The organism is Cereibacter sp. Soil_C_27 (genome assembly GCF_057657095.1).
Genome location: NZ_JBDGJD010000005.1, coordinates 69,733 through 82,106 on the forward strand (window position 1 = coordinate 69,733; position 12,374 = coordinate 82,106).

The 12,374-nt window shown below is 68.0% G+C and carries 15 protein-coding genes; 3 read left to right on the forward strand and 12 right to left on the reverse strand.

All coding sequences use genetic code 11. The features are described 5' to 3' along the window. Window positions 1–9: 9 nt before the first annotated feature. Window positions 10–402, reverse strand: coding sequence for a MerR family transcriptional regulator (locus AC3A5Z_RS17740; RefSeq protein ID WP_487520650.1), 393 nt, complete (start codon window positions 400–402; stop codon window positions 10–12). Between the two features lie 124 nt (window positions 403–526). Beyond that, a complete protein-coding gene (locus AC3A5Z_RS17745; protein WP_487520651.1) occupies window positions 527–907 on the reverse strand; it encodes a MerR family transcriptional regulator in 381 nt (126 codons plus the stop codon). A gap of 117 nt (window positions 908–1,024) precedes the next feature. On the opposite strand from AC3A5Z_RS17745, the gene AC3A5Z_RS17750 reads away from it, so the two are divergent. From AC3A5Z_RS17750 to AC3A5Z_RS17760, 3 genes are read left to right on the forward strand one after another with little or no spacing between them, the layout of a single operon-like run. Next, the gene (locus AC3A5Z_RS17750) at window positions 1,025–1,447 is read left to right on the forward strand and encodes a PaaI family thioesterase (RefSeq protein WP_487520652.1); all 423 of its coding nucleotides are present in this window, start codon (window positions 1,025–1,027) and stop codon (window positions 1,445–1,447) included. After that, window positions 1,444–1,947 carry a PaaI family thioesterase gene (locus tag AC3A5Z_RS17755; protein WP_487520653.1) on the forward strand — a complete coding sequence of 168 codons (504 nt, stop codon included), beginning with the start codon at window positions 1,444–1,446 and terminating at the stop codon, window positions 1,945–1,947. Before AC3A5Z_RS17750 ends, AC3A5Z_RS17755 begins: the two co-directional genes overlap by 4 nt. 13 nt (window positions 1,948–1,960) lie before the next feature. Further along, window positions 1,961–3,283, forward strand: a complete 1,323-nt coding sequence (locus tag AC3A5Z_RS17760) for an MATE family efflux transporter (protein ID WP_487520654.1) — start codon at window positions 1,961–1,963, stop codon at window positions 3,281–3,283. On the opposite strand, the gene AC3A5Z_RS17765 is transcribed toward AC3A5Z_RS17760, so the two are convergent. The 10 genes from AC3A5Z_RS17765 to AC3A5Z_RS17810 all read right to left on the reverse strand — a co-directional run bounded on the left by AC3A5Z_RS17765 (window position 3,280) and on the right by AC3A5Z_RS17810 (window position 12,230). Continuing rightward, a complete protein-coding gene (locus AC3A5Z_RS17765; protein WP_487520655.1) occupies window positions 3,280–4,041 on the reverse strand; it encodes a TIGR02186 family protein in 762 nt (253 codons plus the stop codon). The genes AC3A5Z_RS17760 and AC3A5Z_RS17765 overlap by 4 nt on opposite strands. Beyond that, window positions 4,038–4,958 carry a sulfite exporter TauE/SafE family protein gene (locus AC3A5Z_RS17770; RefSeq protein ID WP_487520656.1) on the reverse strand — a complete coding sequence of 307 codons (921 nt, stop codon included), beginning with the start codon at window positions 4,956–4,958 and terminating at the stop codon, window positions 4,038–4,040. Before AC3A5Z_RS17770 ends, AC3A5Z_RS17765 begins: the two co-directional genes overlap by 4 nt. Before the next feature lie 85 nt (window positions 4,959–5,043). Next, entirely contained in the window at window positions 5,044–5,844 is an 801-nt protein-coding gene (locus AC3A5Z_RS17775; protein ID WP_487520657.1) for a purine-nucleoside phosphorylase, read from the reverse strand. Continuing rightward, window positions 5,845–6,810, reverse strand: a complete 966-nt coding sequence (locus AC3A5Z_RS17780) for an ABC transporter permease (protein WP_487520658.1) — start codon at window positions 6,808–6,810, stop codon at window positions 5,845–5,847. Then, the gene (locus tag AC3A5Z_RS17785; RefSeq protein WP_107663432.1) at window positions 6,810–7,904 is read right to left on the reverse strand and encodes an ABC transporter permease; all 1,095 of its coding nucleotides are present in this window, start codon (window positions 7,902–7,904) and stop codon (window positions 6,810–6,812) included. Before AC3A5Z_RS17785 ends, AC3A5Z_RS17780 begins: the two co-directional genes overlap by 1 nt. Then, window positions 7,904–9,484, reverse strand: coding sequence for an ABC transporter ATP-binding protein (locus tag AC3A5Z_RS17790; RefSeq protein ID WP_487520659.1), 1,581 nt, complete (start codon window positions 9,482–9,484; stop codon window positions 7,904–7,906). The genes AC3A5Z_RS17785 and AC3A5Z_RS17790 overlap by 1 nt, the downstream gene beginning before the upstream one ends. Next, a complete protein-coding gene (locus AC3A5Z_RS17795) occupies window positions 9,485–10,480 on the reverse strand; it encodes a BMP family lipoprotein (RefSeq protein ID WP_487520660.1) in 996 nt (331 codons plus the stop codon). 181 nt (window positions 10,481–10,661) lie between these two features. After that, complete coding sequence (locus AC3A5Z_RS17800) at window positions 10,662–11,072, reverse strand: GNAT family N-acetyltransferase (RefSeq protein WP_487520661.1); 411 nt, start codon at window positions 11,070–11,072, stop codon at window positions 10,662–10,664. Beyond that, window positions 11,069–11,680, reverse strand: a complete 612-nt coding sequence (gene tsaB / locus AC3A5Z_RS17805) for a tRNA (adenosine(37)-N6)-threonylcarbamoyltransferase complex dimerization subunit type 1 TsaB (protein WP_487520662.1) — start codon at window positions 11,678–11,680, stop codon at window positions 11,069–11,071. Before tsaB ends, AC3A5Z_RS17800 begins: the two co-directional genes overlap by 4 nt. Further along, a complete protein-coding gene (locus AC3A5Z_RS17810; protein WP_136793373.1) occupies window positions 11,670–12,230 on the reverse strand; it encodes a NifU family protein in 561 nt (186 codons plus the stop codon). The genes tsaB and AC3A5Z_RS17810 overlap by 11 nt, the downstream gene beginning before the upstream one ends. Window positions 12,231–12,374 lie beyond the last annotated feature (144 nt).

Sequence of the window (12,374 nt, forward strand, 5' to 3'; positions counted from 1 at the left end):
TCCCTGTGATTATTCGGCGGCGCGGCGGAAGGCGGCAAGCGCCGTCTCCCCCCAGGCAAGCTGGTCCTTGAGTTCGGAAATCGCCTCGTCCAGTTCGGCGCGCTGCGCCTCCATCTGGGCAAGGCGGGTGCGGGCAACCTCGTAGGTGCGCATCAGCTGCACCTCCTGGCTGCCGTCGCGGTCGTAGAGGTCGAGCAGCTGGCGGATGTCCTCGAGGCTGAAGCCGAAGCGCTTGCCGCGCAGGATCAGCTTCAGCCGTGCGCGGTCGCGCCGGGTGAACAGGCGTTTCGTCCCGTCGCGGATCGGGAACAGCAGCTCCTTCGACTCGTAGAACCGCAGGGTTCGCGGCGTCACTTCGAACGCCTCGCACATCTCGCGGATCGTCAGCACATCGCGGGTCATCATCTCTCTCGCAGCTCTCTGAAGGCCAGTATCGGCGATCAGATGGGGCTCCGGGACAGCGTTACCAGATCAGTTGACGTTTACGTAAACGTGACGTGACGTCAAAATGCCGCGTGACGTCATGTCAGCTGGAGGGGCTCTCCAGCGCCGCCGCCGCCTGCTCGCGCAGCACCCTGAGATCGGCGATGGCGAGGTCCAGTTCGGTGCGCTGGCGGGTCAGTTCGGCCAGCTGGCGGTCGGCCATGTTCAACCATTCCTCCATCTGCGGGCGGGTGCCCTTCTGCTGGTAGATCAGCAGCCACTGGCGGATTTCCTCGAGGCTGAAGCCGAAGCGGCGGCCGCGCAGGATCAGCGTCATCCGCGCCACCTCGCGCGGGCCGTAGAAGCGCGACCGTCCGTCCTTCTCGGGCTGCAACAGTTCGATATACTCGTAATAGCGCAGCGTCCGGGGCGTGACTTCGAACTTGGCGCACATATCCTTGAAGGTCAGGCGGGTGTCGGGCATGGCGATCCTCCTTGGCGCAGGTTACGGCCAACCGGCAGGGGGCGCAATCGCGTCGCTTTGGGGTTGCGGGCGACGGCGGATGGGCGATGATGCGGCATCTTCCGAAAGGTCAGCCGGATGCCAGACAAGACCGACTTCGCCCGCCAGTTCATCGAGAGCATTCCGCATTCGCGGGCACTGGGGATGGAGCTGGACGAGCTCGGCGAGGGCACGGCGGTGATCTCGATGGCCTATGACAAGCGCTTCGTTGGCGATCCGGCGACCGGGGTGATCCACGGCGGCGCGGTCTCGGCGCTGATGGACACGGCGAGCGGGGCGGCGGTGATGTCGCGCCCCGAGGCGGGAGGCGCCACGGCGACACTGGATCTCAGGATCGACTACATGCGGCCCGCGACTCCGGGCCAGCGCATCGTCGCGCGGGCCGAATGCTATCACGTCACCCGCTCGGTCGCCTTCGTGCGCGTCACCGCCACCGACGAGGATGTGGCGCGCCCCGTGGCCACCGCCACCGGCGCCTTCACCGTGGAGCGCGGGGCATGAGCCGGCCTGCGCCCGAGCCGGTGCAGGTGATCAAGCAGCGCCGCGACGCCGCCCTGCGCGCCCTGGTCGGCGGCGTGCCCTACATCACCTATCTGGGCATCCAGTTCGACCGGCGCGGCGACGAGTTGACGGCGATCCTGCCCTTCGACGAAAAGCTGATCGGCAACCCGATCCTGCCCGCGATCCACGGCGGGGTGACGGCAGCCTTCCTCGAGGTCGCGGCGATCATCGAGCTGAGCTGGTCGACGCTCTGGCAGGAGATGGAGCAGGGCCGGCTCGACCCCGCCACCATCGAGGCGCATCTGCCGAAGCTGCCCAAGACCATCGATTTCACCGTCGACTACCTGCGCTCCGGCCTGCCGCGCGACGCCTACGCAAGGGCGCGGGTGAACCGTTCTGGGCGGCGCTATGCATCGGTGCATGTCGAGGCCTGGCAGGACAATCGCAGCCGCCTTTTTGCCCAGGCGACCGGGCATTTCCTGATGCCCGACCCGGCCTGAGCCCGGCCAGCCCATGCAGCCCGCGTCCTCCGAAGCCATTACCCATGCCCGCGTGCTGCGCATGGCGGTGCCGATCGTGCTGTCGAACGCGACGGTGCCGCTCCTCGGGGCCGTCGATACGGCGGTGGTGGGGCAGATGGGGATGGCCGCGCCGATCGGGGCGGTGGGCCTGGGCGCGGTGGTGCTGGCGACGGTCTACTGGATCTTCTCCTTCCTGCGCATGGGCACCTCGGGCCTTGCCGCTCAGGCGCATGGGGCGGGGGACGAGGCCGAACGCTCGGCCATCCTCTTGCGCGCGCTGATCATCGGCTTCGGCGCCGGGCTCTGCTTCATCCTCGCGCAGGTGCCGCTGGTCTGGGCGACCTTCAAGGTCGCCCCCGCCTCGGCCGAGGTCGAGGCGCTGACGCGGCAGTATCTGGCGATCCGGCTCTGGGGGGCGCCCGCGACCATCGGGCTTTTCGCCGTCACCGGCTGGCTGGTGGCGCTGGAGCGGACGCGGGGCATCCTGCTTTTGCAACTGTGGATGAACGGGCTGAACATCGGCCTCGACCTCTGGTTCGTCATCGGCTTCGGTTGGGGCGTGCCCGGCGTGGCCGCGGCCACGCTGATCGCCGAATGGAGCGGCCTCGCGCTCGGTCTCTGGCTCTGCCGCGAGGCCTTCGGGCCGGTGCTGCGCCGGGCCTGGGCGCGGGTCGGCGACCGGGTGGCGCTGGCGCGGATGGTGCTGGTCAACCGCGACATCATGGTGCGCTCGGTGCTGCTGCAGGCGAGCTTCACCACCTTCGTCTTCCTCGGCGCGGGCTTCGGCGACGTGACGCTGGCCGCCAACCAGGTGCTGCTGCAGTTCCTCGAGATCTCGGCCTATGCGCTTGACGGCTTCGCCTTTGCCGCCGAGGCGCTGGTGGGGCAGGCGGTGGGGGCGCGCTCGGTCGCCGGGGTGCGGCGGTCGTCGGTGATGCTCGGGCAATGGGGCGTGGGCGGGGCGGTGCTGCTGGCGCTGCTCTTCGCGCTGGCCGGGCCGCAGATCATCGACATCATCACCACCGCGCCCGAAGTCCGGGCCGAGGCGCGGCAGTTCCTGCCCTGGCTGGTGGCGGCGCCGCTGATCGGGGTGGCGAGCTGGATCCTCGACGGCATCTTCATCGGCGCCACCCAGACCCGAGCGATGATGCGGGCGATGCTGATTTCGGTGCCGATCTACGGCGCGGCGCTTCTGCTGCTCGTGCCGCTGATGGGCAATCACGGGCTATGGGCGTCGCTGATGGTGCTGAATGCTACCCGCGGCGTGACGATGCTGCTTGCCTATCCGAGGGTTGAACGGCAGGCGATGCTTTAACGGATCAGCCGGAAGGCCGCCGAGGCGCCCCAGCCTGCGATCACCGCCATGACCAGCGACAAGAGCCCGTAGATCAGCGGCTGCTCATGCGCCAGCGTGTAGACGAAGCGCTCCATCCCCGCCTTCTCGACGCCGATGCCGCTTTCCAGCGTATCGACCACCTCGCCGTCGCGGGTCAGGAAGATCCGCACCCGGTAGTTGCCTTCGACGAGGTTCGAGGGCAGCCGCACATCCGCGCGGAACAGCGTGTCTTCTGTCAGGGTGACGGTGCCCTCGTCCAGATGGTAGCGCCCCTCGTTCTCGCGGATGCGCTGCAAGGCATCGACGAAGGTCGGCGCCTCCTTGGCCTGGGCGCTGATCCCGACCGAGCTGATCAGCCGCGGGATGCTGATCTCGTAGCGCAGGTCGTTGGTGTCCGACAGGATGTCGCGCAGCGGCGCGGTGGTGGCGATGGCATAGAAGCTGGGCGCGCGATTGATCCGCACCTTGTCGCGGTTGATCCAGATGCCGACCCGCCGCTCCTTGCGGCGCACCACGACCGGCGTCGGCGGCCCCTCGACCGTGACGATCACCTGCAGCTGCCCGCCCTCGGGCTGGGGCTTGTCGCGCTTCACCGCGCCGTAGATCAGGATCTCCGACCCGGTGAAATCGGCGGTGATCGAGACGTTGTTCTGGCTCAGACCCAGCACAATGTTCTCGTCCTGCGCCAGCGCGGCGCAGGGCAGGAGAGCAAGCAGCAGGGTCAAGAGGCGGATCACGGCAGCATCCCCGGCGTCACCGAGTAGAACTCGGACGGGGTGATCAGCAGATCCAAGGCGATCTTGATGCTGACGACCAGAACCAGCAGCGCGAGCAGGATGCGCAGCTGCTCGGCCTTCAGCCGCACCCCGAGCCGCGCGCCGATCTGCGCCCCGATCACCCCGCCGACGATCAGCAAGAGCGCCAGCACCATGTCGACGGTCTGGCTGGTGACGGCATGCATCACCGTGGTGAAGGCGGTGACGAAGATGATCTGGAACAGCGAGGTGCCGATGACGACCTTGGTGGGCATGCCCAAGAGGTAGATCATCGCCGGCACCATGATGAAGCCGCCGCCGACCCCCATGATCGCCGCCAGAAAGCCGACCAGCCCGCCGACCATCATCGGCGGGATCACCGAGATGTAGAGACCCGAGGCGCGGAATTTCACCTTGAACGGCAGCCGGTGCACCCAAGTGTGGACATGCGACCGCTTCACAGGCTGGCCCGGCTTCTTCGACCGGCGCAGCGAGCGCAGGCTTTCCTGCAGCATCAGCGCGCCGACGAGGCCGAGGAAGAAGACATAGGCCAGCTGCACGAAGAGATCGACCTGCCCCAGCACCGAGAGGCGGGCGAAGACCCAGATGCCGATGGCCGAGCCGAACATCCCGCCCACCAGCAGCACCAGCCCCATGCGGAAATCGACCGCCTTGCGCTTGAGCTGCGCCAGCACGCCCGAGATGCTGGAGGCCACCACTTGATTGGCGCCGGTGGCCACGGCCACGGCGGGGGGGATGCCGATGAAGAACAGCAGCGGCGTGATGATGAACCCGCCGCCGACCCCGAACATGCCCGACATGAACCCGACGATGCCGCCCAGTCCCAGCAACAGGAATGCGTTTATGGAGACCTCGGCTATGGGCAGATAAAGCTGCATCGGATCGGGCTGTGCGGGAAAGGAATGGTGCGACAGACTTGCGCGCTGCGGCGAGCCTTGTCAAACAGATGTCAGGACTTAGCGATCATCGCAGCCGACGCAGGAATTCCCGCAACACCCGCTCCAGCTTGGCCGCGCCCAAGGGGGCCATCGCCTTGGTGTGTTCGTGGCTGATCGCCTCGTCGCTCATCCCCGCCGCCATGTTGGTGATGGTCGAGATCGCCGCCACCTTGAGCCCGAGGAAGCGCGCCAGGATGACCTCCGGCACGGTGGACATGCCAACGGCGTCAGCTCCGAGGATGCGGATCGCGCGGATCTCGGCGGGGGTCTCAAAGGAGGGCCCGGAGTACCAGGCGTAGACGCCTTCGGGCAGCGCCACGCCCACGGCCTCGGCGGCGGCGCGCAGGCCCGCCCGCAGATCGGGGTCATGCGCCGCCGTCATCGGCACGAAACGCGCGTCGGTCGGCTCGCCGATCAGCGGGTTCAATCCCGAAAAGTTGATGTGGTCATCGAGCAGCATCAGGTCGCCCGGCGGGATGTCGGGCCGCAGACTGCCCGCCGCGTTGGTGGCGATCAGCGACTCGGCCCCCAGCGCCTTCAGCACCTCCAAGGGCAGCCGCATCGCCGCCGGATCGCCCTTCTCGTAGTAATGCGCCCGCCCGCCGAAGACTGCGACACGCACGCCCTCCAGCTGGCCGATCATCAGCGTCGGGTTGTGCCCCGAGACGCCGCCCTGCGGAAAGCCCGCCAGTTCCTCGTAGGGGATCGCCACGCCCTCGACGGCGCTGGCGAGATGGCCGAGGCCGGAGCCGAGGATCAGCCCCAGCCGGACCGGCTCGTGCCCCGCCTTGGAGCGGATCAGCGAGGCAAGCATCTGGGCAGGCATTCAGCGTTCCTTCACATAGGGTTCGCCACCGGCGCGCGGCGGCGTGGCCTTGCCGACGAAGCCGGCGAGAATGACCACGGTCAGGATGTAGGGCAGGGCCTGCATGAACTGCACCGGGATGACGATGCCGCCGAGGTCGATGTTCTGATAGCGGTTGGAGATCGCCTCGAGGAAGCCGAAGAGCATGGTCGCTCCCAGCGCATACCACGGTCGCCATTTGGCAAAGATCAGCGCTGCCAGCGCGATATAACCGCGCCCGGCCGTCATCTCCTTGACGAAGCCCGCCGAGAGTCCGGTGGCAAGATAGGCCCCCGCCAGCCCGGTCAGCACGCCGCAGATCGCCACGGCGGCAAAGCGGATGCCCACCACCGAGACGCCCGCCGTATCAACCGCCGCCGGGTTCTCGCCCACGGCGCGTAGCCGGAGGCCGAAGCGGGTGCGGTAAAGCAGCCAGGCCGAGAGCGGCACCATCGCCACGGCGACATAGACGAGCGCCGTGTGGCCCGAGATCAGCTCGTAATAGATCGGGCCGATCACCGGCACCTCGCGCAGCGCCTCGGCGCCCCAGAGGGTGATGGGCGAGAAGCGCGCCGCGCCTTCCAGCGACGGGGTGCGGCCGCCGAGCGCGAACCAGTATTGCCCAAGCAGCACCGTCAGCCCCGAAGCGAGGAAGTTGATCGCCACCCCCGAGATTAGCTGATTGCCGCGGAAGGTGATCGAGGCGAGGCCGTGGATCGCCGACATCAGCAGCGCGGCGAAGACGCCCGCCGCAACTCCCAGCCAGACATCGCCGGTGACGAAGGCCGCCGCCGCCGAAAGGAAGGCCGCGGCCAGCATCTTGCCCTCGAGCCCGATGTCGAAGATCCCGGCACGTTCCGAGAACAGCCCGGCGAGACAGGCCAGCAGCAGCGGCGTGCCGAGGCGGATGGTGGAATCGAGGATCTGCAGAACCGTGTTCAGGTCCATCACTTCGCCCCCCGCCCTGCGCGCGCGAACAGCCATTCCACGGGTTGCCGCACCATGTTGTCCAGCGCCCCGGTGAACAGGATCACCAGCGCCTGGATGACGGTGATCAGCTCGCGCGGGATCTTGGTCCAGAGTGCCAGTTCCGCCCCGCCCTGGTAGAGGAAGCCGAAGAGGATCGCCGCGAGGAACACCCCGAACGGATGGCTGCGCCCCATCAGCGCCACCGCGATGCCGATGAAGCCCGCGCCCTCGACCGAGTTCAGCACCAGACGGTTCGCCTCCCCCATGACGTTGTTGACGGCCATCATCCCGGCGAGCCCGCCGGAGATCAGCATGGCGTACATGGTGATGCGGACTGGCCTGATCCCGGCATAGACGGCCGCCTTTTCCGACTTGCCGAAGGCGCGGATCTGATAGCCGAGCCGGGTGCGCCAGATCAGCACCCAGACCAGAACGCAGCAGGCCAGCGCGAGGAACAGGCTGACATTGGCGGGGGTGCTGGTGGAGAAGGGGATGCCGACCGCGCCGAGAATCTCGCCCAGACCGGGCAGGTTGGTCTCGGCCGGAAAGCGCGCCGTCGCCGGGTCCATCGAGCCCACCGGGCGCAGCATGTTGACCAGCAGGTAGTTCAAGAGCGAGGCGGCGATGAAGTTGAACATGATCGTGGTGATCACGATATGGCTGCCGCGCTTCGCCTGCAGCCAGGCGGGCAGGGCGGCCCAGAGCGCGCCGAACAGCGCGCCGCAGACCACCGCGCCGATCAGCGCCAGCGACCAGTGCGGCCAAGGCACCATCAGGCAGACCAGCGCCACGCCCAGTCCGCCGAGGCTCGCCTGCCCCTCGCCGCCGATGTTGAAGAGCCCGGCATGGAAGGCCACCGCCACCGCCAGCCCGGTGAACATGAAGTTGGTCGCGTAATAGAGCGTGTAGCCCCAGCCGTAGCTGGAGCCGAGCGCGCCGGTCACCATCAGCTTCATCGCCTCGACCGGGTTCTCGCCGATGGCGAAGATCACGACCGAGGAGATCGCGAAGGCGATGAGCAGCGACAGCAGCGGCACGAGCAGTGCGTCGGCCCAGGGCGGCATCTTCTGCATCAGGCGGCGCCCTTCACATCGTCGACCCCGGCCATAAGCAGCCCCAGGTCGCGTTCATCGGTGGTGGCGGGATCGCGGAAGCCCATGATCCGGCCGTCGAACATCACCGCGATCCTGTCTGACAGGCTCATGATCTCGTCAAGCTCCACGCTCACCAGAAGCACCGCCTTGCCCGCGTCGCGCAGCGCCACGATCTGCTTGTGGATGAACTCGATCGCGCCGATGTCCACCCCCCGCGTCGGCTGGCCGATCAGCAGCAGGTCGGGGTTGCGCTCGATCTCGCGCGCCACGATCAGCTTCTGCTGGTTGCCGCCGGAGAAGTTCTTGGCCGCCAGCGTGCAATCCGGCGGGCGCACGTCGAAACGCTCCATCTTGCGGCGGGTATCCTCGCGCAGCGCCTCGTTGTCCATGAGGAGCGCGTTCTTCTGGTACTCCGGCTCGTTGTGATAGCCGAAGGCCACGTTTTCCCATGCGGTGAAATCCATGATCATGCCGAGGTGCTGGCGGTCCTCCGGCACATGGGCGATGCCCTGCAGCCGCCGTGACTGGCCGTCGGAATGCTTGCCGCTGAGGTCGAGCTCGGTTCCGTTCAGCTTCACCGTGCCGGTGCCACGCGCGATGCCGCCCAGCACTTCCAGCAGTTCGGACTGCCCGTTGCCCGCCACCCCGGCGATGCCGAGGATCTCGCCCGCACGCACCGAAAGCCCGATGCCCTTCAGCCGCTCCACCCCGGTCTCGTCGCGCACATGCAGGTCCTGCACCTCGAGCACGGTGCGCCCGGGCGTGGCAGGCGCCTTGTCGACGCGCAGGAGCACCTTGCGCCCCACCATCAGCTCGGCCAGCTCCTCGGGGCTGGTCTCGGCGGTCTGCACCGTCGCCGTCATCTGCCCGCGCCGCATCACGCTCACCGTGTCGGTGATCTCCATGATCTCGCGCAGCTTGTGGGTGATGAGGATGATCGTCTTGCCCTGCTCGCGCAGCCCCTTGAGGATGCGGAACAGGTGGTCGGCCTCGGCGGGGGTCAGCACCCCGGTCGGCTCGTCCAGAATGAGGATGTCGGCCTGCCGATACAGCGCCTTCAGGATCTCAACCCGCTGCTGATGCCCGACCGAGAGATCCTCGATCCGCGCATCGGGATCGACCTCCAGCTCGTATTCGCGGGCGAGATCGGCAAGCGCCTTGCTCGCCTTGGCCAGCGAGGGGCGCAGCAGGCGGCCTTCCTCGGCGCCGAGGATCACGTTCTCCAGCACGGTGAAATTCTGCACCAGCTTGAAATGCTGGAACACCATGCCGATGCCGGCGCGGATGGCGCTCTGGCTGTCGGGGATGGGGGTGAGCCTGCCGCCGATGTAGATCTCGCCCGCATCGGCCCGGTAGAAGCCGTAGAGGATCGACATCAGCGTCGACTTGCCCGCGCCATTCTCGCCGATGATGCCGTGGATCGACCCGCGCCGCACCTGGATCGAGATGTCCTTGTTGGCCTGCACGGGGCCGAACGATTTGGAGATCCCCCGCAATTCGATTGCGAGGGAGTCCGGGGCGGCAGCTGCCTGTCGCCCCTGTTGCCGTTCAGCCGCCATTCAGAACGACGCGGCCGGGCAGGTGTTATCGGTCATGTAGTCATGCACCTTGATCTCGCCCGACTTGATCTTGGCGGCTGCCTCGTCCACCGCGGCCTTCATCTCCGGGGTGATGAGGGCGGCGTTGTTGTCGTCCAGCGCGAAGGCCACGCCGTCGTTCGACAGGTCGGCCATCGTGATGCCCGGTTCGACCGCCTCGCCCGCTGTGAAGGCGTCGAACACGGTGTTGTCGACGCGCTTGACCATCGAGGTCAGCACCTTGCCCGGGAACAGGTGGTTCTGGTTGCTGTCGACGCCGATCGAGAGGATCCCCTCGTCCGCGGCCGCCTGCAGCACGCCCATGCCGGTGCCGCCCGCCGCGGCATAGATCACGTCCGCGCCCTGCGATTTCTGCGACTTGGCGAGCTCGCCGCCCTTCACCGGGTCGTTCCACGCCGCCGGGGTGGTGCCGGTCATGTTCAGGATGACATTGGCCTCGGCCTTCACCGCCTTGACGCCCTGCGCATAGCCGCAGCCGAACTTGCGGATCAGCGGGATGTCCATGCCGCCGATGAAGCCGACGGTATCGGTCTTGGAGGCCATCGCCGCCAGCATGCCGACGAGGTAGGAGCCCTGCTCCTCGGCGAAGACCACCGATTTCACGTTGGGCTGCTCCACCACCATGTCGATGATGACGAACTTGGTGTCCGGATAGTCCGGCGCCACCTGACCCAGCACGTCGCCGAAGGCGAAGCCGGTCATCACGATCGGATTCGAACCGGTCTCGGCCAGCCGACGCAGCGCCTGCTCGCGCTGCGCTTCCGACTGCATCTCCAGCTCCTTGTAGGTGCCCCCGGTCTCGGTCACCCAGCGGCTCGCGCCACCGAAGGCGGCCTCGTTGAAGGACTTGTCGAACTTGCCGCCCAGATCGTAGATCAGCGCCGGTTCGGCGAGCGCCATGCCAGCGGTCAGCGCCAGCGTCGCCGCCCCGCCTGCAAGAGTTTTCATCAGGGTCATAAAGCTCTCCCGGTTGTCGTTTTTTCCTGGCGACTGCCGGCGCCCGGGCCTCCGGCCGCCTCAGTCTCGGAGACACTGTAGGGCGGAAGCGGAGGAAACGGTCAACAGATATTTGTGAGACGCTGCGGCGGAATTGACCTTCGGATCAAAGAACTGGCGCCGCCCTGCGGCTGCCGCAGCGTCAGACCGGCGCGCGGGTAAGCACCAGCGCATCGACCGGCCCCGCCGCCGTTGCGTAGTAGCCGCGCCGCCGCCCGGCCTGCCGGAACCCCGCCGCATCGTAGAGCGCAAGCGCCGCGCCATTATCCGCCGCGACCTCGAGAAAAACGCTCTCGGCCTGTCGCGCCCGTGCCTCGGCGAGAAAGCCCGCCACCAGCCGCGCGCCGATCCCCTGCCGCCGCGCCTCGGGCGCCACCGCGAGCGTCAGCAGCTCCGCCTCGCCGGCGATGGCGCGGCCCATCAGGAACCCCTGCGGTTCGGCCAGAAGGAACACCCCGGTGCTCTCCAGCAACGCCGCGATCTCTGCCGCCGACCAGGGCCGCGGCACGGTGAACACTCGGCCATGCAGCGCCGCGAGGGCGTCGGGCGTCATGGCAGGATCACTGGCGGCGGGTCGGAGGGCGGGGCGGCATCGGCGCCGCGCAGGTAGAAGGGCGCCGGCCGCGGCTGTTCGCTGCCGAGCCGCCCCAACGCCACCCGGGCAATCGCCTCGGCCAGCGGATAGAGCGGCGCCAGCGCCCCGTCACCCGCGGCACTCCCCACGCGCCACGACGCGCCGACCTCCAGACCCTCCAGCACCGCCATCCGCGCCGTCGCGTCGCCGTCGCGCAGATAGACCTCGCCGCGCCGTGCATCCTCCATCACCGCGACCGGCTCCGGCAGCCCCAGCGCCAGCGCGTCGAAGCGCGTGACCCCGATCGCCGGAACGCCGAGCCCCAGCGCCAGCCCGCGCGCCGCCGCCACCGCGATCCGCACCCCGGTGAAATTCCCCGGTCCCGTGCCCACCGCCAGCGCCGCCAGATCGCGCCAGCCCGCCCCGGCCTCGGCCAGCAATTCCTCCAGCAGCGGCATCAGCCGCTCGGCCTGACCCTTCTCCATCGGCTCCAGCCGCGAAGCGACCAGCCGCTCGCCCGACAGCAAAGCGGCCGCGCAATGCGCGGCCGATGTGTCGAAGGCCAGGATCAGCGGATCAGGCGGCAACCGGACGCACTTCCAGCACTTCCGGGATGTAATGCCGGAGCAGGTTCTCGATCCCCATCTTCAGCGTCAGCGTCGAGGAGGGGCAGCCGGCGCAGGCGCCCTGCATGTGCAGGTAGACCACGCCGCGGTCGAAGCCGTGGAAGGTGATGTCGCCGCCGTCCTGCGCCACGGCAGGCCGCACGCGGGTGTCGAGCAGCTCCTTGATCTGGCGGATCACGTCGCTGTCCGGCCCTTCGGTCACCGCATGGCCCGAAGCCGCCTGCTCGCCCTCGATCACCGGGGCGCCCGACTGGTAATGCTCCATGATCGCGCCGAGGATCGACGGCTTGATGTGATCCCAAGCCACGTCCTCGGCCTTGGTCACGGTGACGAAATCGGTGCCGAAGAACACGCCGCTTACCCCGCCGGTGGCGAAGATGCGCCGCGCCAGCGGCGAGCTGCCCGCGGCCTCGGCCGAGGCGAAATCGGCCGTGCCCATCTCCAGCACGGTCTGGCCGGGCAGGAATTTCAGCGTGGCGGGGTTCGGCGTGGATTCGGTCTGGATGAACATGGCAGGGCCTCCGGGGTCAGTCACCGATATGCGCCCGGCAGGGCCACATGTCAATATTTGGAACCGTTCTAAAGTGCGCCCGACCCGGAAACCCCGCCCCCTGCCGCTTCTTCCTGGCCCGAATACTCACGGCAGGTCCGCCCT